The organism is Thalassoglobus neptunius (assembly GCF_007859735.1).
GTDB lineage: Bacteria > Planctomycetota > Planctomycetia > Planctomycetales > Planctomycetaceae > Thalassoglobus > Thalassoglobus neptunius.
Map to the genome: position 1 here is coordinate 596,426 of NZ_SIHI01000001.1, position 21,905 is coordinate 618,330.

A 21,905-nucleotide genomic window follows, 5' to 3' on the forward strand; every position below is an offset into this window, starting at 1 on the left:
GGCTCTGAATTGTAGTGTCGTGAGTGATCTTCCGTCGAATCAATCAGTTACGGAATCGAGACGAACCAGTCGTTGATCCGCTGTCCTGCTGTTTGAAGCGACCGGAAGTTGATCCGTCAGAAGCTCGGTCTGTCCCCAACTCCTGGTTGGTTGAAGAACTCTTGGCACCGTACTTCAGTTGGAACGGTCGGTTTTCTCCGCGGACGAACAGGCGTTGCTGGTTCTCGTATCCGATGAAGTTCAGGAAGTCGCCGAAGGAGATCTTTCGAATCCCCTGTTGACGGGCTTCTTTTTCGAGGGCGGTCAGTTCGTCCATCACCTTTTGAATGTCATCGCGTCGTTCGTCGAAGCCTGCGAGTTCCGAAGGATCAGGAATTTCACCGACAACGAGGAACTTCGATTTCACAGTCATCTTGCGACCTGGAGGATTTCGGTTTCCAAGGTCGTCGACTTCGATTTCGACTCCGCCTCCGGCGTTTTCGATGATGTCATGAAGCAATTCGCGATCGCTCTCGCCATCTCCATTCATGTCGACGATGCCGACGAAGGAGAAGTACTCTTTCATGCCAGGAGAGAAGAGAGGAGAGTAGATCGGGTCGCCTTCCTGAATGGGTCGGTCGAAGTCTTCGTCGATGATTCGACATTCCGCCAAGTGAGGTCCTTGAATTTCGCTGACCTCAATTTTCGCTTTGATGTCCTGTCGTCCTCGGCCAACTCCGCGATTGTCGCGGATGTAAACGCTGAATGTGACCTGAGTCCGAAGGTTGTCTCGGCTTCCCAGATTGATCCAGACACGTCGGGTCGAGTTTTCGATTCGAACGATTTTTCCGTCTGGCTTATCGAAGCTGAGGTTTTCAAGGTCGTTCAAGCGATCGCGAAGGAAGTCGTTCGCTTTCTCGAGCAGGTTGATTTCTTCACCCAGTTCCCGGCGAACGCGGTCCAGTTCGTCGCTGACTTGCTCTTTGGCCACTCGCTCAGCATTCAGGTCGTTGCGAGTCTGCTGAATCTCTCGGTTCTTTTCAGCGAGCAATTCGTTCTGATCGGTGATGTTCTTCTGCAGCTTCTGCTCTGAAGCTTCTTGGGAGTTCTGAAGTTCAGCAGCCCGGTTTCGAGCGGCTTCCTGTTCCTGGCGGAGACGACTTTCTGTGTCAGCCAGCCCGGTTTGATACTGATTGTTGGTTGTCTGAGCTGCGTTCAACGCGGTCCGCATCGACTGCAGTGTCGCGAGAACATTCGGAGATTGCGGATTCGGCTGAACCTGCTCCATTCCGAGATCGTTCAAAGACTTGGCGATCGAGCCGTAAAGCGTGTTGGCATCTCCAGCACCGGGGCTTCCGACTTGCTCGATGTTGACGCCAAGCAGATTTCGGAGCGTTTCGATATCTGCAAGAAGCCCGGAGTTGGCTTGTTCAACACTCTGGGCTCGGCTTTGTGTCTCTTCGAGTTTTTGAGCCAGCGTCTTCTGTTCTTTGAAGGTCAGATACCAGACCAGAAACAGAATAAGCGTTGTCATCACAAAGAAGACAAGCGAGAAGTGCACTGCTGTCGGTTTTGTACTTGCCATCAAAGTCCCCTCTGGACCGTTTGGATCTGAAATCGTCTCGAAATACTAGAGCAAGTTGCTCTTCCCTGTGCACTCGCTTAAACGTCTTGGCTTCTTACTGTTGGAATCTACGTATTCTTGAGTTCGGCGTCGAAATCGACGGGAAACAGTGATCTCAGGAATCGAGTGACGATGACTCTCCCTGCAAATGTACACGTCCTTGAGGTTGTATGACTTTGCGTTTGGTCACCAATCTGTTCGGTCGTTCGTGGTTTACTCAACGCGATAAAACCCGATCCCAACGCTTTCGTGTGGAATCGCCAGAGTTGTTGCCTGACAGGGGCGTCTTTCAACGACTTAGACCAAACAGTGAATCGCGACAAATGAGGTGATCTCCAAACTTGTGGTGAGATTTGTCATCTGGTCTCCGAAATGACAACGAGGACTCTTCTCAGTTTACTCGAATCAATTGCCCGCAGACTTCAGCAGATATTGTTGCCGTCAGATAATCGATACATTGGCGCATTGATGTCTGACCGGCACAGTCGGCGAAATTGCGAGCATTCTTGGGAACGTCGGCGTTGAGAACGTTGAACTGCTACGAATTGTGGTTTCGAAAATGCTTCGATCTTTTGAAAACGTCCGGAATGGAAGTCTTCTCGAAGCTTCTGTGAGGATAGGAAACCCTCATCAGATTTAAGTTTACGGAGGGGGATGCCGGAGTCAAGGAATTCTCTGCCGGGTCGGATTTTCCTGACGAAGTGGCGATCTATTAGTCCACATATTCCGGAATTGCCAGAAGCCTGAGACGCAATTCCGTCGTCACACAGCAGTGAACTCAAAACTCGAAAGAAATGAGGGGCCTGGCCCGTTCTTTGTGGAGTCAGTTTCCGTTGGGATACTGATTCAGTCGCGAAGGTGAAAGAGTCGCTTCAACGTGTTCAGCATTCCGACTGGGGGGCCATTCCGGGCTTCGTCGCGAAGCGTTTCGAGCGGCGGATGCAGAAGTTTGTTGACGACGCGATGAATCGTTTTTTCGAACGCTTCGCGTTGTCGATCGTCGAGTTCGGGAAGCTTGCGGAACAGGAGTTCGAGTTCCTGTCGGCTAATTTCGTGCCAGTGCTCGCGGAGCCGCTTCACGATGGGACCGGTGGCTTTATGATAGATATCATGCATAAAGCTTGCGGTTTCTTCCTCGATGATCTCTCTCGCTTTGGCGATCTCGGCAGCCCGCAGCTTCCGATTCGCGTTGCAGGTCGCTTCGAGGTCGTCGATGTTGTAGAGGAAAATTCCGTCATCGACATGGCTGACGTCCGAATCGATATCACGCGGAGCACCGAGATCCAGAATGAAGACGGGTTTCGGTCCGGTCTTTTTGCGGATCGGTTTGAAATCGGCCGCTGTCAAAATTGGTCGTTCAGCTCCGGTTGTGCTGACGACAACATCCGCCTGACCCAAAAGTTCCAACCGGGATTCCCACGGATGTGCCTGCCCGGAAAACTCTTTGGCGAGAGCTTCTGCACGTTCAAGTCTTCGATTGCAAACGTGGATTTGCCGAACTCCTTCATCGCGAAGGTACATCAGCGTTTCCGAGGCCATCTCGCCGGCCCCTAAAATCAGAACCGTCTTGTCGTCGAAGCGGTCGAAAATGCTTTTTCCGAAATCTCCCACAGCGACGCTGGCGATGGAGACCCGGCCTTCTGACAGCTTTGTATCGGTGCGGACACGTGCTGAGACCGCCATCGCCCGTTGAAAGAGGGAGTTGGTCAGCGGGCCATTTGCGGAACTGTCCATCGCCAGTTGGAACGCCGCTTTGATCTGACTGACAATCTGACTCTCGCCAAGCACCATGCTATCGATGCTGGAAGCGACTTCGAAGAGATGTCTGACCGCCTCGGGGCCCTGACATTCGAGGAGATCGTCAAAGAACTCAATGACCGGGACTTGATGGAAATCGGAGAAGAAACGAGCCAAATCATCATGCGTGGGCGTATCGGCCGGATCTTCCTGAGCGGTGTACAGTTCCACGCGATTGCAGGTGGAAATGACGACATGTTCCGACTTCGGGAATCGCGCTCGCAGCTCATCATATGCACGCACAAGCAGCTCGTCTGACGAAAACGCAAGGCGTTCCCGCAATGCGAGATTGGCATTCTGATGATTACAGTAAACGACCTGGACGTTCATATCTCTTCGATGTAGTTCCTCAGATCAATTCTCGGGCGTGAATTCCATCGACACTGAGGAATTTGATCGCAAGCAGAGTGACCAGCAAAAACGTGCAGGCCAGCACCGTCCGCCACGCGACCAGTCGGCCGGTCGCCTTTCTCGAAACGACCAACCATCCAAACAGAACCGCCATCCCTAGCCAGATCAACGAAAAGGCAACAAATGTCGAGTTGGCCAGACTCACCGGGGCACTCGAAGACTGCGCCAAATAAGACATCCACAACCCTGTGATCATTCCCAGGGTGAGCAGTGGAACGGAACAGACAATCAACCACCAGTTAATTCGATTGAGTCGTTCCAGGCTCAGCAAATGAAGCGCAGGCAGTTCTGCTCGTTTATGCTTAAGTCGACGATGTTGGAGAAGATACATCACGCTGACAATCATCGCGAGGATCACCCCCAAAATTCCGAAGACCCACAAGGCAGCGTGCAACATGCTGCCCCAGTAGGAGATACTGACGCGTGGGTTCGGCTCGCTGCTGGCAAATCGAGACGTCACGACGAGAACCAAAACGAGCGGAAGAACGAAGATTCCGATGGACAACCGGCTGTCCCAGACCTTCATTCCCAGGAACCAGACGACGGCCAGCCACGCGGAGACGAGGAGCCAGTCGTGCGAAGAACCGAGAAGCGGGGGAAGATCCGTTTGTCGACTTCGTTCGACAAGGTAGATCGTCTGCGCAATCAATCCGGCAACCGTCAACCCAAGTGAAGACCACTTCAGCGTGACGCTCTGTCGAAGAAACTGCGTCAATTCGAGCATGAGTGCGCACAAGTAGCTCGCAAAGAAGCAGAAGACCGTCACATTTTCCAAACGCATTCTAAGGTCCTGTCGACCATCCCGGAGAGGATTCCCTAAGGAGTGAATCCGTATTTTCTCCCGGCGACACGCTCCGGTCAATGGCGTCCGATCAGTCCAGCCAAAGATTTCATTCTCAGGAACGCTCAGGTGTGGAGGTTTTTCGCATCGATTCGATTGATCTGAATGGACCACGAGGCAGAGTTGAGATGATTGAGGGCACCGGGAAATCATCTCGGGAAATCGTTCTTCACGGGCTGGAAAACCCCATTTGCGATTCCGTCAACGTGATTTCTCCTGAACAGACAGGATGAATTTGGTGTGACATCGCCTCGCGGAGTGCACAGGCGAGCAATATGCTCTAAGTTGCCCAGTTGTTCAGAGTTGCATGATCGTTCGGACATGCTTGCTGTACAGGACGAAATGCATGGATTTCGGAGGAATCACGCGAGGAAGGAGGGGCTCGCATTCGATTCGTTTAGCAAGAGTTCACGGTCAGAACAAATTCACGGAACGGCATTCTCCCTTTCATGAGGTTGCAAACTTCACGGGAGAAGTCGTCCGCTTCTTACGAACTTCTCGAAACAACTGTGTTCAAGTGAACACGTGTTACGTTTTATCGAGTCATCACGGAGGATGATCCATGTCCAAGCTCGATTTGGACGGGTGCGGTGATCTGAACGCCAAACAGTTCAATATGCTGGTTCGCAAGATCGGTGGGTTTTCTCGAAAACCAATTCTCGACGTCAGCGACGGCAACGATGACTGGGTTGTCCAACTCAGTCAACGTGGGGGAACGATCAACGGGATTGCCGATCGCTCGGGCGAAGCTTCGTCAGAGATCGTGGCAGTGGGCTCTCCGGCAGCATCCATCTGCTACTCAACTCTCTCGATGCATCGCGTACTGATCCGCAATAACTCTGCGTTTCAAACACCCGACGTCACGCCGGAATCAACGATCGCACTTGCCAACCTTCTCTCGTGTCTGCGGCCCGGCGGAAAATTGATCATCCCGATCAAGGATGTTGATCGATGCCAATGCTTATGGACGCGGCGTCTGGAGGGATTTCCGGGAACACTTCAGCAGCGACAGATCAAAACGGGATTGCTCGACTATCTTTCGTTTGGGTTCCTGTTCAGCGGAATCCATTCGCTTTCGGTTCTCGAGTTCACCATCGGACGCAAGCCGTTATCACGTCTGCAATGGCATCGCTTCGCACGTGAAGCAGTCATGAACCGATCGGCAGGCAATTCCGCAGCTGCGTAATCTCGCTTCCGCGATGCGAACGCGGTGAACCGAGCGTGTCTCAGTTGTTCTTCAGCTGAGCACGCACTTCGAGAATTGCAGAATTTAAAACGGCGTCCTGCGAACTCGCTGAGAGTTGGTCAAGCGACTCCAGAAGCTGGCTCCGCTCTTCGGCAGTCAACTCTGGAGCCAGCAGTCCGATGGCTTTGACGCCGTTGAGAAGCATCAGCATTCGTTCGAAATACTCCGATTCCTGATCGAGTGTCTCGACGGAACCGGGGTTCATTTTCCAGTTGGCCCCTTCATCAATCAATTCCGAGAAGATGAAGAGCCCGTCGGTCGAGCTTGTTCGGGCCAGGGCGATGGCTGCATTGACGCGGGTCATTTGATCAGGATCTTGAAGCAGTTCCTGCAATCGTTCTTGAGCAGCTGGTGAGTCCATCAGCCCGAGAGCGTAGGCCGCCTGATGACGGAGGAGCCGCTCCGGTTCACGAGAGATTTCGACAAGCTCCGCAACGAGTTCCGGGTCTTTCATCTTTGCTCCGGACTCCTGCACGGAGCCCGCAAGCATCGCGATTCCAATTAGAGAGTGCTTCCGGACGATGACGTCGCGGTCGGGAGAAATTCCTTCTCGAAAGACCGGCAGAATGACGTCCTGAACGTTCATCCGGCCAAGTGCCTTGGAAAGAAACTCAATCTGTTTCTCTTCTTCGTCGGTCGGAGAACTTGGGGACGAGAGTTTGGAATACAGCTCGGCGAGGGCTTCGGCGATCTCCGGATTCGAATCCAGGTTCTGGCTCTCTTCGCCACGTTGTTTGTCCGCATCGAGCATTTGGGCAAGACCCAGCGCACCCCGCCAGCGAACATGAGGATTCTCGCTCTTCACGTCCATCACCAGCTGTCGCCAGTCAAGCTCCTGTGAAGCGAGCGTTCCGAAGATCGTGTACACCCCGACGATGACAGCCACAATCACAGCTGGAATGAGAAACAGCTGAATGATCATCCCGGCGGAGGGAGGTTCGACCGGGGGCAACTCGCTGGGGAGTGGAACCTGGGATCCGTCGCCCACTCCGGCTGAACTGCCATCGCTGTCGATCGGCGCAGATGCATTCTCATCACTATTCATCGGCGCAGATGAATTCTCATCGCTGTTCATCGGCCCGGATGAACTCTCATCATTGTCCATGGGATTGTGAGATGGGTCTGTCATGAACGGAGAAGTCCTGGGGCGTTGGAGCAGTTGGAAGTCGGAGAAGGTCTTTCGAGGAAGACATCATGGGGAATTCACTCCGCATCGACGTTCTGCACTCGGTTGCAATTCAAGTAGAAGTCTAGAGCTTCGCCGTGTTGAATCAAGAATACCACGATTTTGACACTGGTTCGCCGCAGGTCAGGAGAAGAGGCAGCATGGATTGCGGAGAGAATTCGGTCAGAAGTCTACGGAAGAACGGCAATCTTCGAGTTGAAACCATGTGGAGAAGCTCGATTCTTGGAAGTGCGAATGGCGATTCCCAGCTTCAGCCCCTGGACAGAATGTGTCTCGAATCGCGACTAAGGCAACTTGCCGTAGCGATGGCGTTTCATGCCTGAGTTTCAACAACGCTTGGAAACTTCCCCGGCCCATCACTGCTGTAGAAGCGATCAAGGATCTGATTCCAGTCCGCCTCAGACCTCATCTTCTGAAAGGACTTGCGAATCTCATTCTCCTGAGAATGAAGCCGCGCGTACTTGAAACCGAATTTCTTGATGATCCCGTATGCCGAATCGGGAACGAGTTCGAGGGCGTAATGCAAATGTTGCTGAAGGACCGCCCGCTGTTCGTGGATAAAAGGCGGCTCCGGAAGGGTTCCGTTCTTCCAGAGTTCAATCGATTGCTGGAAGATCCACGGGTTTCCGATCGCTCCCCGAGCAATCGTGACACCATCGACACTCGTTTCACGAAGCATGGCGACACAGTCTTCGGCAGAGAAAAGATCTCCACTTCCGAGGACGATTCGGTCGCCGGCAAATTCTTTGACCTCTTTCAGAAACTCCCACGAACTCGGGCCTCGATACTTCTGTTCGACCGTTCTGCCATGCACGGTGACTGCAGCGAGTCCGTTTTCGTAAGCAGCCGAAAGGATGGCGAAGAAACGTTCCCGGCTTTCCGGACTGTCGTCGATCCCTCTTCGCATTTTGAGTGTGACCGGGATCGATGGAGGCACGTTTTCCCGGACTCTTTGGAGAATTTCAATCGCTTCCTGTGGCTGTCCAAGATGATATCCGCCGCGACAACCTCCGATTGCGGACTTCACCGGACATCCAAAATTGATGTCGATCACATCGTAGCCGAGTGAAGAAAGCTTCTTCGCTGCCTTTGCGAAGTCGACCGGATCCGAGCCCATCAATTGCGCGCCGACGGGATGATCATCATCGGAAATGTAAAAGTGATGTCGGGTTCGTGCGTTCGGACGAGCTTCGTTCGCGAATCGGTCAATCATCACTTCTGCGAGCGTGTAGGCAGCTCCGAAATCTTTCGCCACCCGCCGCATCGCCCAGTCGCTGTAACCACTGAGTGCTGCCTGAACGAACGGATGCGCGAGTTGAATCTCACCAATCCTCAGAGAAGATCGGGGGACCGATTGCGCAGCTTGGAGATGAGTCGTCATGGGAAATCTGTTGAAGTGAAAAGTCGAACTCAGGCGATTCAGGTCGATTCTGCGGATCGTTTGTAGTCGTTCGCGATGATCATAAATCCGATGAAGTCGTAAAGAGAATGAGCGACGATCGGGCGAAGCAGATTGTAGTCTCCGATCCCCCAGGTGAGACCACTGAGGATTGCTCCCAGCACTCCCGCGACGACTGCATACAAGGGCGAGACCGCGTGCAACACACCGAAGACAACGTTCGTGATCAACAGCGCGGTCCACGGTCCCAATGATTGGAGCGACTGTTCGATCAATCCGCGGAACAAGAGTTCTTCAACGATCCCGACAACGACCGCGAGAATCGCCAGATCGAACCAGCGGCAACTGGCGAGCGATTGCCCGAGACGATTGCCTGCTTCTTCCCTCAACGAGCCAAGTTGACCGAAAACCGCAAACATCAAAATGGCGGCAATGACGCCGATCAGAAAGTCACTGACTGACCAGTGAATTCTACTCATCAGCGGAATGTCTGCAATCGCAGCGATCCCCAGAGTGATCACCAACAGCGAGAGCATGAAAGTGCCGGTGAGACGTAAAAAATCAAAGCGGTCGTTCAGATTCACGATTGGGCATTCTCTCGCTGATCAACACAATCCTGGAGCTTCTTAAGCTCTTGATCGATTCGTTGAGACTGTTGCGGAGACATCGTGCTTCCACCGAAACGAACTTGATAGAAAAGCTCGACGAGTTCTTCGGGCCATTCCGAAAGGCCAGCATCGCTGAGAGGTTGTTTGAGTTCCACCAACGAGCTTTTCACGAATTCACGAGCGGTCTGACTCGGCGACTGATGGATGTCCAGCTTTGAAAGGATTTGAACGAACCTGTCAAAGAACTGCACTTCCGAGCGATGTCTTCGCTTCATGGACCGGGCGTTGCTGATTGAGCGAATCAACTGAATCAGTTTCTTGACGCACCAGACAATCGCGCTCAACAGAACCATGAGGACGAAGGCCACGATGCCACCGGTCACGCTGAACCACTGTCGAGGCGATCGAAGGAACGCGACGAAACTTCGCAGCGTCGCGGTTTTGTCGCTCTGTGCAAAGTCTTTAAGGCTGTCCCAGCTTTGAACCGCCACTGTTTGGAGAGGAGTATAGATTAACTCCTGTTGCTGTGATTTAGACATTCTCACACCCGTGCTCCAAATCTGACGGATGTTGGACCACAATTCTGAAAGTCCAAAGAACGAGTCCTCCAGTTCCTGAACAGCGACTTCTCTCGCGGCAGGCGTGGGATCAACTGTCAGCCAGGTCCCGTCGATAAATGCTTCCACCCAGGAATGGGCATGCAATTGTTGAACACGAAACGTGAGACCGTCGGAGTCGAAACTTCCTCCTTTGAATCCACTGACCAATCGTGACGGAACTCCGACTCCTCGCAGCATGATTGCCATTGCTGACGCGTAATATTCACAGTGGCCCGACTTTCGATTGAACAAGAAGTCTTCGAGTGGATCGACGGACGCATCTGTCACACTGAGGTCGAGCGAGTATTCGAATTCTGGTCCATCGAAGTATTGAAGAAGCCGCTGGACTTTGAGGTAGTCATTCTCTTCATCGGCGACAACAGATTGCGCGAGTTCGGTCACTCGCTGCAGATCGTCAGGGACCCGCAGTTGTCGACCGACATAGCCACCCCGTTGCTGACCGAGTCTCGAACCGGAAAAGTACTCGCTGGGAGCGAAGAACATTTTGTAGTACGGAGGCCAGCTTTCACGCACCTGTGAATTCGTCGCGTCCGGAGGACCGAGGTTCGCGTAGACGCTGTACTCGTAATTCCGTTCACCTGAACGGTTACTCGAATTCCGCTTCAGCTCGTCTGAATACGGTTCGATGAAAGCACGTCTTCCTGAAACGCCTACCGCATCGCCGAAGCTGAACAGCGTCGATGAATTCAAGGGCGCCATTCGATACTTCTGTTCAATCGTTGTATTCTCGACCTGACTAACTGGTGTTTCGGGACCCGGAAAATGAACCTGTTTCCAGCGTCCGTTTTCGTACTCTTCCATCACAGTTCCGCGGAACAACGGATCAGGGCCGAGGTAGGCTTCCGCCTCTTTCAATGTGAACGGTCGTTTTTGCTGTCGATGGTGAAGAGTGACCTGCATGACCGGTGCACTGTTCTCCATGATCTCGCTCATGTCTCCCAACCGAACTTCTTCCGTGAACCCGGTCAATGAGCGCCCCGCAACGGCTTCATCTCCAAACAGCGAGTAGTTTCCGATCCATACTCGGGGAGTAAAGAGGAAGAACATCAGGCCGATTGCCAGAGAGAGACACGTCACGACGCCCGTTACGAGGACAAATCGGGAATTGACCAGCCGGTGGTCAACATCGCGAGAAACTCCTTTCCACGCGTCTCCCACCACAAAGTTCGAACCTTGCTCCAGCGGGCCGCTCTTTTGAGCATCGTCCGTTTCTTTCGTCGATCGATACAGGAGAAAGACTGACAACGTCCATGTGGCGACGAACGAATACAGAATCAGTGCCGCTCCAAACCACATCGATGTCGTCAGAACCGACGCCGTAGCGATCTGTAATATGCTCAGCGCACACAGCCACCAGATTTGGCGATTGCCTTTCTTCTGGATCAAATTGACCCAGGTGAGATACACAATCAAGTGGCCGCCAGCGAGGAGCCTCGACTCAATATGCCCTCCGAAAAACTCGATCCCTGCCACGAAGAAGGCAATCAGCCCCAAAGTGTTGGCGATCGAAACCGGGACGGAAAACTTGTCTTCAATGTCGACAAAAAAGAGTGTTGCCAATGCAATCAGCAGGGTCACCCCCGCCAAAGGCGAACCTTCAGCAACGGCGAAGACAATCCCTGACAAAGAGATCATCACGGTCAGGCTGATGAAGAGGATTTGACGCATAAGTGGTTCACTTCGCCTGGTAAAACAATGGACTCAACTCTTCGGCCGACATTCCGAGCACCTGCATCTCGGGAAAGCGAGACTCTGTCGAATGGTTTAACTCATCGCGGAATTTTTCGGCCCGGGCAGACAATAAGACAACCCGGAATTGTCGCGATTGTTGATCATCGAGTCCTTCAACGACCGCCTCGGGAGGGATCTGACTTGAACTCATCACCTCGGCAAACGCATCGAGCAGTTGGTCTATGTGTGATTCCCCTTTGTCGCCCTGCCACTTGACGAGAGTTTGTCCCACCAGACGCACACTGAGAGAAGATTCACGACTGCCTCGGAGATGCTCCATGCAGACCGTCGTCGCGAAACACAGACCTCGTTCGAATTCGTCAGGGGAGGTTAAGGTCGGAGTTTCAGGTTGCCAGCAATCGACGATCAGAAGCAAATCCCGATCGCGGCTTTCTTCATATTCTCGAACCATCAATTCGTTGGTGCGTGCTGAGGTTTTCCAGTGAATCATTCTGGGATCATCACCAGCACGGTACTCGCGAATTCGGCTCATTTCATCATGGAACAAACCCGACTGCGTTTGCACGTCGGTCACCAGTTCGAAGGAATACTGAAGAAGCTTTCTCCACTTGGGAGTCAATGTGCCGACACGTGGGTACACCAGTAACTCGTCATTCACATCGAGTCCGGTTCCCCGTTGAACAAGCCCGAGTGGAAACCGTGTTGTCACCGTCATCGGACCGAATCGATATCGGCCGCGTTCGTGTAACCGAAGTTGATAATGGCCTTGCCGTGATTCCCTGGGAGGAATGCGCACGAACATGACTTCCGGTTTGATGTAGCTGTTCCCTTTGGTGACCGAGTCGAGCACGCGCATCAGCCAGACAGCCAGCCAAGATTTTCGATTCTCAAGGATGATCGTTGTCGTGAAGGTTTCCCCAGCCATGACACGCTCAGGCAGACTTCGACCTCCATTGAGACGACGCAACATCGTGAACGTGAACCATCCATTCATGATGAACGGCCCAGCCATCGACGCAAAGACCATCAACAGTAAGTTGCTGCGTCCAATGAGTGCTCCGATAAAGAGCACGCACATGATGATCAGATAGGCCCAACCTTCGACGGGCAGCAGAAAGCTGTCACTCGATTTGGTCCAGCTGGGAAACAGGCTGGCGATGACTTCTTTCAGTCCCCACACAGAAAAAGCGGTTCCACTCAAAATGGCTGCAACACGCCCTGCCGATCCGAGTTGATTGTAAACCCGCCCTGACCACATCTCGAAGACGACAAGAGTGAGTCCCAGGACCATGAGCAGGATTCCTGGAATAGATAATCGACGAAGACGATGTTTTGGGGGCATGCTCAATCCGGTGTGAGGGCGGCAGCGATTCTCCGCTCACTAAATTGTGAGCATCCCATCAGAAATGGCAAGGATGGTTTCCGAATTGATTTCGCATCTTAATCAGAAGATGCCCACTTGAGGCGATGGCTGTTCTGAGCAAATGGACGCAAAACACGTCCAGAATGGATCTCAAACAATCAGCGACTTGAAGAACCATTCGGACCGCGATTCGCAGGATCAATTTCAGCGCATCCGAGTTTCCTGCTCCGAAATGGATCGCACATTACGCTTTGCATTCAGCGAACCTGCCATCCATCAGAAGGAACGCGATCCCTGCCTCACAACAGGACCAGCCTCAGACCGGAATTCGATCGCCGATCTTTTGAGAGTTAAAACTCACCCGGAGTCGAATAGTCATCCTCTGTGTTGACGCTTGTGTCGACGTTTTCAGAGTCGGTTTCGTTCGCCTCTTGCGGAGGTCGTGGACCAAGATATTGATAGTAGGTGCAGGGGATTCGTCCACTGAAAATCTTGCGTCGTCGATCCGCTCGTTTGCCGAACTCTCGCTCGAAGTTGTCGGCCCCTGTGAAGATGTAATGTGACCAGTCTTCGAGCGGAATCAGAAGTTCTCCCATGTCATGATGCAGTTGGCGGACTTCATTCTTTTCCCCGAGTCGTTCGCCGTAAGGAGGGTTGGCGACAGTGCAGCCGAAGTCGCGATCGGTCGGGAAGGAGATAAAGTCTTTGGCTTCAAAGAAGATCTCCGAAAAGATCCCCGCTTCATTCGCATTCCGCTTGGCAATTGAAATCATCTTGCGATCACGATCACGCGCGACGATTCGTATGGGAAGCGGCGGCTCGACGAGGTCTCGGGCTTCCTGACGAGCATCCTTCCAGTGCTTCAGGTCGATCTGATTCCAGTTCTCAGCGACGAAACTTCGGTCGCGTCCCGGAGCCAGATTTCTCCCGAGCAATGCAGCCTCAATAGCGATGGTTCCGGAGCCACAAAATGGGTCGACGAGCAAGCGATTCCGATTCCAGTAGCTGAGTTTCAGCAGTGCCGCAGCGACGGTTTCCCGCAAGGGAGCAGGACCGACAAGCTGCCGATATCCGCGTTTGTGTAACCCGTCACCGGTCGCGTCGATCGTCATCAAGACCTTGTCTCGAAGGATGGAAACTTCGATGGGATATTCAACTCCATCTTCTGCAAAGCGGTGCCGGTTGTAGACTGTTTTGAGTCGTTCGACGATCGAACGCTTGACCATTCGCTGGACGTTACGTGGGCTGTTGATGACTGATCGCACACTTCGAGCACCGACTGGAAAGATGGCGTCGACAGGCAACCACTCTTCCCATGGAAGCTCTTTCGTTTGATCGAACAGTTGATCAAAGTCGACTGCGTCAAATTCGCCGACCACGACCTGCACTCGTTCCGCGCAGCGCAACCAGAGATTTGTGCGACAGATTGCCGCAGCGTCGCCTTTGAATCGAACTCGACCGTCTTCAACTGTCGTTTCCGGATATCCAAGGTCTCTCAGTTCACGTGCGACAACGGCCTCAAGTCCGAAAGCGGTGATCGCGACCAGTTCAAGCTGTTGAGTCATCAGTGGTTTTCTTTCTGCTGGGGCCCGACGACCGTCTCCGAAATGGATAAAACCACATTCCGTAGGGGAAGTACTTCGGAGTCAGGCAGGGAGCGATCCGCTGGGGATCTTCCAGATGCCAGCTGTAAAGACCTTCAAGTTCTTGTGGGGAAACACACGCGGCATCTGCATCACTTGCAGTGCTCGAAGTGCATCCGTTGATTGTGACTGTTCCGACAATCACTCCCGTCGGGAGCGTCTTCCGGTCCAGGTCATATTTCTCAATCGCTGTCTGTGCTGAAGCGATTCGTGATAGTTGCCGGGAACTGTACAGGTAAACCAGCGACTGAGTTCCAGGCGAGACCGACCGAATTTCAACGGTCTTAATTCCGCGAAGAATCAACTCTGCCCACGGTTGCTGAATCGCCAGTGCAATCAGTTCCGGATTGGGATGTTGTTGAGGGTCAGAAGACACGATGACTTGTTCTATTGACGAAGCACGCTTTACTCGAAATTTTCGTGGTCTCTCTGCCCTCGTCTCATTCGAGAGATGCTGCAAACGCTCGTGCGAGTTCGAGAAGACCATTTCAACTAAGTTTGAATGATCGTGACTGCAGACATCAAGCCCGCTGCAATGTGCACATCTCTATGCAGGAACTGGCTTTGTTTCCAGGGGTTATCGCTGGGTTTTGCCTGTCACTGGGATTTGTCTGTCAATCGACGATCGATTCAGGCCCCAGCAGCAGAAAGCGGAGAGGCGTGCCACCACGCAACTCCGCTTTAAATATCTCACTTGGATCACCGCTTCCTGCGATTAAGTGGAAGCAACTTTCTTCTGTTGTCGGTTCATCAACCAGACGAGGACCGGGCTCGCCACGTAGATGGAGCTGTAAGTTCCGACGAGAATTCCGAGGATCAAACAGTACGCGAATCCGTGAATTCCTTCCCCACCCATTACATACAGGATGAGAACGACGATCAGCGTCGTCAACGAGGTCAGAATCGTTCGTGAAAGTGTTTGATTGAGGCTCGCATTCACCATCGATTCAGTCAGTGCAGGGTTTCGTCCTCGAACCTCACGAATTCGGTCGAACACAACAATCGTATCGTTCAGCGAGTAACCGACGATGGTCAGGAAGGCCGCGATGATCGGAAGGTTAATCTTGAAGTCTTCGAGCATCAGAAGCGACCGCAGAGGCGTTCCGCTCAGGTACGCTCCAATCGCCACGAGTCCCAGCACAACAAGCACGTCGTGAATCAGTGCCGCACAGGCAGCCACACCAAAGGTGACTCGTTGGAATCGAATCCACAGGTAAGCCACGATCATCAACAGGCTGATGACCATCGCTGTGATGGCAGCCCATTTGGCGTCGCCAGTCACCGACTGTGCGAATGAGTTGACTTCCTCGAAGTGCGGATCTTTCTCAAGATCTTCCTTCATGCTGCTCAACGCTGCATTGACATCCTCAACAGGCACGGACGGACCGAACATCAGGAGGATTTCGTTCGACTTCGGCTCTTCCGGGTTCAACGACCGGGCGATGATCGTTTCTTCGATGTCCACTCCAGACAGTTCTTTGATGCTTGAGAGTGAAACGAACGCTTCATCCGCCAATGCGGCCGGTGTCATACTTTCGGAGAGAACGACAGTCGTTTGGTATCCGCCAGCCATCAACTCATCTTCTGAGCCTTCCTCAACCACAATTTCGACCGGATCGTCGTAGCGAACCGATTGCTGAACGAGACGGTACTCAGAGTCAGCGAAAGCTTCCTTGATCTTTTGACTCACAACACCGGTTTCATCGACAACGGTTCGAAGCCGGAACAGCTTGCGTGATTCGCCACCTTCGGAGACGGACAGTTGTTCAAGTGTGATTCCGTCTTCAAATTGCGGTTCCAGAACTTCACGGACATATTCCGTTTCTGGAGCTTCGCCTTCAAATCCGAAGGTCACCATCGATCCACCACGGAAGTCAATGTCGAGATTGTCTGAGCCTCGCATTCCGACGGCGGTCAAACCAACCAGGATGACCAGCACCGAAGCGGCAGCGGCAATCTGTTTCTTGCCGAGGAAGTTGATTCCTTCCGCATTGATCAGGCTCATCATTTTCAGGTCAGTGAGCCAGCGTTTCTGTTCGGCAATTTCGAAGATCAAGCGGCCGATATAGAGCGCACTGAACATACTGGTCAGAATTCCGATGAACAGAGTCACCGCGAATCCTTTGATCTGATCGGTTCCGATGTAATACAGCACAACCGCTGTCAGCAACGTGGTGATGTTGGCATCGAAAATCGTCGAGAAGGCTTTCTCGAAGCCGTTCTTGATCGACATGCGAATGCTCGAACCGCGTGCTTGTTCTTCCCGCATTCTCTCGAAAATCAGAACGTTGGCATCGACCGCCATACCGATCGTCAACACAAGACCGGCCAGTCCGGGGAGTGTGAAGGTGGCATCGATCAGAGACATCGCTCCGAGAACAAGCAGGATGTTGATGGCCAAACAGACGTCCGCCACAAACCCCGATTTCAGATAGTAAACAAGGGTGAAGATGAAGACGGCAGCGAGGGCGATTCCAATCGCGAGGAAGCCTTTCTTCTGAACTTCTTCACCGAGCAGAGCACTGATCGTAAATTCTGTCACAGGTTCGGAAACGAGTGGGACTTCCAAAGCACCAGCGTTCAGCACGCCGAGAAGGTTGTCCACTTCGTCCTGGGTGAATCGTCCTTCGATCACACCAGTCGTTGTAATCACAGCATTGATCGTCGGAGCGGAGTGGATGTTCCCGTCAAGCAAAACAGCCAGATGGCTGAAGAAGCCTTCCCCTTCCTGAGGACGATTTCGCGAGGTCACTTGTCCGAAGAGGTATCCGCCACGTTGGTTAAACGTGAAGCCGACCGCCAGACCTTTTTCAGTAATTTCCTCACGAACGCTAATCAGATAACGTCCAGTGATTCGTTTAGCGGGATCAGGATCAACCACGACCAGAAACTCGCGAAGTGGTTGTCCAGCCGCGTCAGTGAGTGGAGTCCCGTCTTCCGCTGTTAAGATCCGGCTTCGAACGCGATCTCCACCTGTCACTTTCTGAATGCCTTCTGCATCCAGAGCAGGGCGTCGCCACATTGCGATGAGTTTCCCGTCACGAAAGACGTTTCCGCCTTCGCCAACGTTATCCCCGAGGGCGATGATGTCTTGATGATTCACCGAGTTCGCAAGGAGTGCAAACTCGAGTTCTCCGAGCGAAGTAATATCCCGTTTGACCTGCTCGACCTTTTCCTGATCGGCACCGGGAACAATGACTTCGATGCGGTCAGATCCGACTCGCCGAACGGTCACTTCTTCGGTTCCGGTCGGGTTCACACGCTGTTTGACTTTTTCGACCATCTTGTTCATCAACTCATCGTCGATGACTTTACCCTCAGCTTCGGCAGCTTTTCTGTCGACTGCGAAAACCATGTTGGTTCCGCCAGCCAGGTCGATCCCGAGATTGATCGCATCCTTGAAGGGCTTGCCTTCGGCTTTTGTGATGATGAATGGGCTGACCGCAAGTGTGATTGCGAGCAACACAAGGCTGATGCGTGTCGAGAGTGATTTGAGGTTCAAGGCGGTTGCCACCAGGCTTCCGACCACGAACGGGATCACCAAGGCAGCGACAACGATGAGAAAAACACCCCAACCCATTGCCGAACTGACTTCAGCAGCTTCAGCGGCCTCAGCAGTGCCCTCAGCGGTGGTGATGCTCGTCTGAGCGAATAGCAACAAGTCTAGATTCAACGGACTCATCCCGTTTTGCTCCGTCCCGGTATTTAGCTGGCTGTCATGCCAGTTGAACGATTTGAGGTGATCCCAGTTCGATCACGACTTCTCCGAATCCTTGCTGTCTCGAGAAACCACTTCTCGGATCGCACTGGCCTGGAATTTCAAACGCGTATTGTCATCGACTTTGATCGTGACACTCTGTTTGTCTTCGGCAACCGAAACCACAGTTCCCAGAATGCCGCCAATCGTGACGATCTGGTCATTCTTCTTCAGTGCTGAGACCAATTCGTCGCGACGTGCTTTTTCTTTTGCTTCACTTTTCCCAAAAATCGTTTGCATGAAAAAAAGAAGCAACAGCGGAGGTCCAAACAGCAACAACATTTGCCACATCGGACTGCCTTCCGGTTGGTCAGCTGCATCTGCTGCCAGGATCAAAAATGGAATGGTCAGTGTCGACATAGTTGCAATGCGTTAAAGTTGAATGAGGAGGAAATCCTCCAGTTGTCGTCCCCGTTTTTCGTTCTCCAACAGGTCACCGCACACGCCAATCCGGTCGGGAGAAGCGGGTAGTTTAGGGACCGTCCCTCATCCGAGCAAGATGTTCACGTCGAAACTCTTGGGCTGAGTTTGACTTAATTGCGGACCGTAACTCCGTGACGACCCTCTGATAGAACCTCAGGTTGTGGACTGAGAGGAGCATCGGGCCGAGCATTTCTCCGACGGTGAACAAATGGCGAAGGAAACCGCGGCTGAACTGCTGGCACGTGGAACAGTCGCATTCACTGTCAAGCGGCTCACGATCGGTTTGGTATTTCAGGTTCCGCATTTTGACCGTTCCATGACTCGTGAACGCAGTCGCATTGCGGGCATTTCGCGTGGGCATTACGCAGTCAAACAGGTCAATGCCTCGTAAAACACCTTCGATAATATCAATGGGGCGGCCGACGCCCATCAGGTATCGAGGCTTCTCTTTCGGAAGCATTGGCGTTGTGAAATCGAGAGTGCGATACATCTCTTCAGGCGACTCTCCGACAGACAATCCCCCCACCGCATAGCCGGGAAAATCGAGCTTGAGGAGACCTTCGGCGGACCGTTCTCGAAGTTGGGGATGAATTCCACCTTGAACAATTCCGAACAAAGCCTGATCGGCGCGTTTGTGGGTCTCGCGACAAATTTGGGCCCATCGCGTCGTTCTAGCGACAGCTTCTTCGAGTTTCGAAACCGGAGCATCGTGTGGCGGACATTCGTCAAGACACATAATGCAGTCCGCCCCGAGGTCCTCCTGAATCTGCATCGCCCGGGCTGGCGTGAGGTCCAGAATACTGCCATCAATGTGAGACTTGAACACGACGCGGTCATCGTCGAGTTGCCGCAGAGCACCGAGGCTGAAAACCTGAAACCCGCCGCTATCAGTCAGAATCGGGCCGTTCCAGCCCATGAACTCGTGGAGACCTCCGAGTTCCTGAACAACTTTTTCCCCAGGCCGCAGAGTGAGATGATAGGTGTTTGCGAGAATCATCTGCGCGCCAGTTTCAGCCAACTGGTGCGGCCAGACGCCTTTGACGCTCCCTCGCGTTCCGACGGGCATAAACGCTGGGGTTTCGACCACTCCGTGAGGAGTTTCCCAGCGACCACACCGTGCGGAAGAGCTTGTGTCGGTGTGATCGAGGTGAAACTGAAACATCGGTCTTTCCCTGTGACTCCGACGGGTTTCCGTCAACCCGACATCGAACGTCCGTGATCGGATCAGCCAAGCATCTCGTTCAGGACAGATTGAGGAGCGAGGTCATATTTCATCGGCTCCATCGAGAAGGAAGCGCGACCCTGCGAAAGGCTTCGCACATGAGACGAGTAGCCGAACATGTTCGCCAGCGGAACTTCAGCTTGCAGAGCGGTGAGATGCCCGCGAATTTCGCTGCCGAAAATCTTCGCATGACGTTGATTCAGGTCTGCCTGAATATTGCCCACAAAGTCTGAGGGAGTGACAACTTCAAGCTTCATGATCGGTTCCAGCAAAGCGATTTCCGCTTTGCTGAGTGCGGATTGAACAGCATGAGCAGCTGCGGATCTAAGGGCCTCTTCGTTCGTTTCTCCTTCGCGGTAACCGACTGAGAGAATGACGAAGCGGACTTTCATCAACGGATAGCCGAGCACGCCTCCCGATTGAGCCGATTCGAAAACCGCTTCCCGAGCAATTTTCTCCGCTTCGGCTGGAATCGATCCGACCGGAATCCGCGACGTGACATGGATCGGGCTTTCGCCTTCGAACGGTTCCACACTGACCGTCACGCTTGCGAAATGCGATTCTCCCTGATTGCTGCGATTGAATTCCTCGTGAGCTTCGGCGGGGTGCTTGACCGTTTCGCGATAAGAAACGCGTGGTTTGTGAACGCGAACATTGAGATTGAAATCTCGATGCATGCGTTCTTTCAACACTTCCAGATGAAGCTCGCCCATTCCGCTGATAATCGTCTGCCCGGTGTCTTCGCTGATTTGGGCTTTGAATGTTGGATCTTGACGACCCAGCCGCACCAAAGCGTCTTCCAGCTTCTTCTTGTCAGCACTGGTATCTGGCTCAACCGCCATCGAGATGACGGTTTCCGGAAAGTGAATGGACTCCAGAAGGATCGGATCGGTGGTGGGACACAATGTGTCGCCGGTCACGATATCTTTGGGACCAATCACACCGCAGATGTCGCCAGCTTCGACGAGGTCGATCTCGATTTTTTCTCGCTGATCCGCCTGAATGTGCCAGATCTGACTACAGAATTCCTTCTTCCCGGTGCGGGGATTCAGGAGTCGCGAGCCGGATTTCAAGACCCCGGAGTAAACTCGGACGAAGCACAAGTCCGCGTGCTTGTCAGCCACAATCTTAAAGATCAACGCTGCGAGTGGCTCGTCGTTCGATGGCCCTCGGGTGATTTCCGCTGATTGGTTCTTCTTGGGTTTTGGATTGATTCCGTGAACCGGTGGCACGTCCAGAGGGCTCGGAAGATAACGGTTCACGCCGTCCAGAATCGGCTGAACACCGACAAAATCGAGGGCCGATCCGGTGAATGTTGGCTGGATATCTCCGGCGAGAGTTGCCTCACGAAGAAGCTTGTGGATCGTCTCGTCGGGGAGATCCCCTTCTTCGAAGTAGGTCTCCATCGCAGACTCATCGCGTTCAGCGATTGTCTCGACAAGCTTCTGTCGATATTCCTCTGCCTGGTCCTTGAGATCGTCGGGGATCTCTTCTTCCGTGATGTTCTTTCCCTGGGTCTCTGAGTCGAAATAGAGAGCCTTGCGGCCGATCAAATCGACAATCCCGAGAAAATCGTGCTCGGACCCGATAGGAAGAAAGAGCGGCAGCGGATTTCCGCCGAGACGTTTCCGAATCTGGTCCAGAACATTCTCGAAGTTCGCCCCGATACGGTCCATCTTGTTGATGAAGCAAAGACGCGGGACTTTGTATTCGTCAGCTTGTCGCCAGACTGTTTCGCTTTGAGCTTCGACGCCTTCGACTGCACTAAAGACGACGACAGCCCCGTCGAGCACGCGAAGGCTCCGCTGAACTTCGGCCGTAAAGTCGACGTGACCGGGAGTGTCGATCAGGTTGATCGTGCACTCTTTCCAACGGCAGGTCACAGCTGCGGAGTAAATCGTAATTCCGCGTTTGGCTTCTTCCGGGTCGAAGTCGGTCTCGGTATTTCCGTCGTCGACATTCCCCATGCGGTGAGTGGCACCTGCGTAGTACAGAATGCGCTCTGTCGTGGTCGTTTTTCCGGCATCAATATGCGCCACGATCCCGATGTTTCGAAGTTTTTCAATGGGGCCTGGCATAGCTGATCAAGTATCT

Annotated in this window: 15 protein-coding genes; 1 reads left to right on the forward strand and 14 read right to left on the reverse strand. The window is 53.1% G+C overall.

Going from position 1 to position 21,905, the window contains the following annotated elements:
- Window positions 1-43: 43 nt before the first annotated feature.
- The 3 genes from KOR42_RS02355 to KOR42_RS02365 all read right to left on the reverse strand — a co-directional run bounded on the left by KOR42_RS02355 (window position 44) and on the right by KOR42_RS02365 (window position 4,592).
- Complete coding sequence (locus tag KOR42_RS02355) at window positions 44-1,564, reverse strand: coiled-coil domain-containing protein (RefSeq protein ID WP_146507010.1); 1,521 nt, start codon at window positions 1,562-1,564, stop codon at window positions 44-46.
- 885 nt (window positions 1,565-2,449) lie between these two features.
- Window positions 2,450-3,730, reverse strand: a complete 1,281-nt coding sequence (hemA, locus tag KOR42_RS02360) for a glutamyl-tRNA reductase (protein ID WP_146507011.1) — start codon at window positions 3,728-3,730, stop codon at window positions 2,450-2,452.
- A 19-nt stretch (window positions 3,731-3,749) separates the two neighbouring features.
- Window positions 3,750-4,592 carry a hypothetical protein gene (locus KOR42_RS02365; protein ID WP_146507012.1) on the reverse strand — a complete coding sequence of 281 codons (843 nt, stop codon included), beginning with the start codon at window positions 4,590-4,592 and terminating at the stop codon, window positions 3,750-3,752.
- A 622-nt stretch (window positions 4,593-5,214) separates the two neighbouring features.
- Between KOR42_RS02365 and KOR42_RS02370 the strand changes: the two genes are divergently transcribed.
- Complete coding sequence (locus tag KOR42_RS02370; protein WP_146507013.1) at window positions 5,215-5,838, forward strand: hypothetical protein; 624 nt, start codon at window positions 5,215-5,217, stop codon at window positions 5,836-5,838.
- 40 nt (window positions 5,839-5,878) lie between these two features.
- Here KOR42_RS02370 and KOR42_RS02375 read toward each other — a convergent pair whose 3' ends face one another.
- The 11 genes from KOR42_RS02375 to fusA all read right to left on the reverse strand — a co-directional run bounded on the left by KOR42_RS02375 (window position 5,879) and on the right by fusA (window position 21,889).
- Complete coding sequence (locus tag KOR42_RS02375) at window positions 5,879-7,027, reverse strand: HEAT repeat domain-containing protein (protein WP_146507014.1); 1,149 nt, start codon at window positions 7,025-7,027, stop codon at window positions 5,879-5,881.
- Window positions 7,028-7,397: 370 nt separating this feature from the next.
- A complete protein-coding gene (locus tag KOR42_RS02380) occupies window positions 7,398-8,465 on the reverse strand; it encodes a tRNA dihydrouridine synthase (protein WP_146507015.1) in 1,068 nt (355 codons plus the stop codon).
- 38 nt (window positions 8,466-8,503) lie between these two features.
- A complete protein-coding gene (locus KOR42_RS02385) occupies window positions 8,504-9,067 on the reverse strand; it encodes a CPBP family intramembrane glutamic endopeptidase (protein ID WP_231740601.1) in 564 nt (187 codons plus the stop codon).
- Window positions 9,064-11,379, reverse strand: coding sequence for a transglutaminase TgpA family protein (locus KOR42_RS02390; RefSeq protein ID WP_146507017.1), 2,316 nt, complete (start codon window positions 11,377-11,379; stop codon window positions 9,064-9,066). Before KOR42_RS02390 ends, KOR42_RS02385 begins: the two co-directional genes overlap by 4 nt.
- 7 nt (window positions 11,380-11,386) lie before the next feature.
- Complete coding sequence (locus KOR42_RS02395; protein WP_197440787.1) at window positions 11,387-12,694, reverse strand: DUF58 domain-containing protein; 1,308 nt, start codon at window positions 12,692-12,694, stop codon at window positions 11,387-11,389.
- 422 nt (window positions 12,695-13,116) lie between these two features.
- A complete protein-coding gene (locus KOR42_RS02400; protein ID WP_146507019.1) occupies window positions 13,117-14,331 on the reverse strand; it encodes a THUMP domain-containing class I SAM-dependent RNA methyltransferase in 1,215 nt (404 codons plus the stop codon).
- Window positions 14,315-14,785 (reverse strand): ASCH domain-containing protein, encoded by a 471-nt coding sequence (locus tag KOR42_RS02405; RefSeq protein WP_197440788.1) that lies wholly within the window; start codon window positions 14,783-14,785, stop codon window positions 14,315-14,317. Before KOR42_RS02405 ends, KOR42_RS02400 begins: the two co-directional genes overlap by 17 nt.
- 339 nt (window positions 14,786-15,124) lie before the next feature.
- Window positions 15,125-18,091: a protein translocase subunit SecD gene (gene secD / locus KOR42_RS02410; protein WP_146507021.1), complete on the reverse strand. Its 2,967-nt coding sequence runs from the start codon at window positions 18,089-18,091 to the stop codon at window positions 15,125-15,127.
- Between the two features lie 72 nt (window positions 18,092-18,163).
- The gene (gene yajC, locus KOR42_RS02415; protein WP_146507022.1) at window positions 18,164-18,526 is read right to left on the reverse strand and encodes a preprotein translocase subunit YajC; all 363 of its coding nucleotides are present in this window, start codon (window positions 18,524-18,526) and stop codon (window positions 18,164-18,166) included.
- A 112-nt stretch (window positions 18,527-18,638) separates the two neighbouring features.
- On the reverse strand, window positions 18,639-19,751 hold the full coding sequence (gene tgt, locus KOR42_RS02420) for a tRNA guanosine(34) transglycosylase Tgt (RefSeq protein ID WP_146507023.1): 1,113 nt from the start codon (window positions 19,749-19,751) through the stop codon (window positions 18,639-18,641).
- 62 nt (window positions 19,752-19,813) lie between these two features.
- Window positions 19,814-21,889, reverse strand: coding sequence for an elongation factor G (fusA, locus tag KOR42_RS02425; RefSeq protein ID WP_146507024.1), 2,076 nt, complete (start codon window positions 21,887-21,889; stop codon window positions 19,814-19,816).
- Window positions 21,890-21,905: the final 16 nt, after the last annotated feature.

Excerpts from the sequence above, each read along its gene's own strand:
- fusA (WP_146507024.1), bottom strand. The coding sequence starts at position 21,889 with ATGCCAGGCCCCATTGAAAAACTTCGAAACATCGGGATCGTGGCGCAT.
- yajC (WP_146507022.1), bottom strand. The coding sequence starts at position 18,526 with ATGTCGACACTGACCATTCCATTTTTGATCCTGGCAGCAGATGCAGCT.
- hemA (WP_146507011.1), bottom strand. The coding sequence starts at position 3,730 with ATGAACGTCCAGGTCGTTTACTGTAATCATCAGAATGCCAATCTCGCA.
- secD (WP_146507021.1), bottom strand. The coding sequence starts at position 18,091 with ATGAGTCCGTTGAATCTAGACTTGTTGCTATTCGCTCAGACGAGCATC.
- tgt (WP_146507023.1), bottom strand. The coding sequence starts at position 19,751 with ATGTTTCAGTTTCACCTCGATCACACCGACACAAGCTCTTCCGCACGG.
- KOR42_RS02400 (WP_146507019.1), bottom strand. The coding sequence starts at position 14,331 with ATGACTCAACAGCTTGAACTGGTCGCGATCACCGCTTTCGGACTTGAG.
- KOR42_RS02375 (WP_146507014.1), bottom strand. The coding sequence starts at position 7,027 with ATGACAGACCCATCTCACAATCCCATGGACAATGATGAGAGTTCATCC.
- KOR42_RS02365 (WP_146507012.1), bottom strand. The coding sequence starts at position 4,592 with ATGCGTTTGGAAAATGTGACGGTCTTCTGCTTCTTTGCGAGCTACTTG.
- KOR42_RS02355 (WP_146507010.1), bottom strand. The coding sequence starts at position 1,564 with ATGGCAAGTACAAAACCGACAGCAGTGCACTTCTCGCTTGTCTTCTTT.
- KOR42_RS02390 (WP_146507017.1), bottom strand. The coding sequence starts at position 11,379 with ATGCGTCAAATCCTCTTCATCAGCCTGACCGTGATGATCTCTTTGTCA.
- KOR42_RS02395 (WP_197440787.1), bottom strand. The coding sequence starts at position 12,694 with ATGGTCCTGGGACTCACTCTTGTCGTCTTCGAGATGTGGTCAGGGCGG.
- KOR42_RS02370 (WP_146507013.1), top strand. The coding sequence starts at position 5,215 with ATGTCCAAGCTCGATTTGGACGGGTGCGGTGATCTGAACGCCAAACAG.
- KOR42_RS02380 (WP_146507015.1), bottom strand. The coding sequence starts at position 8,465 with ATGACGACTCATCTCCAAGCTGCGCAATCGGTCCCCCGATCTTCTCTG.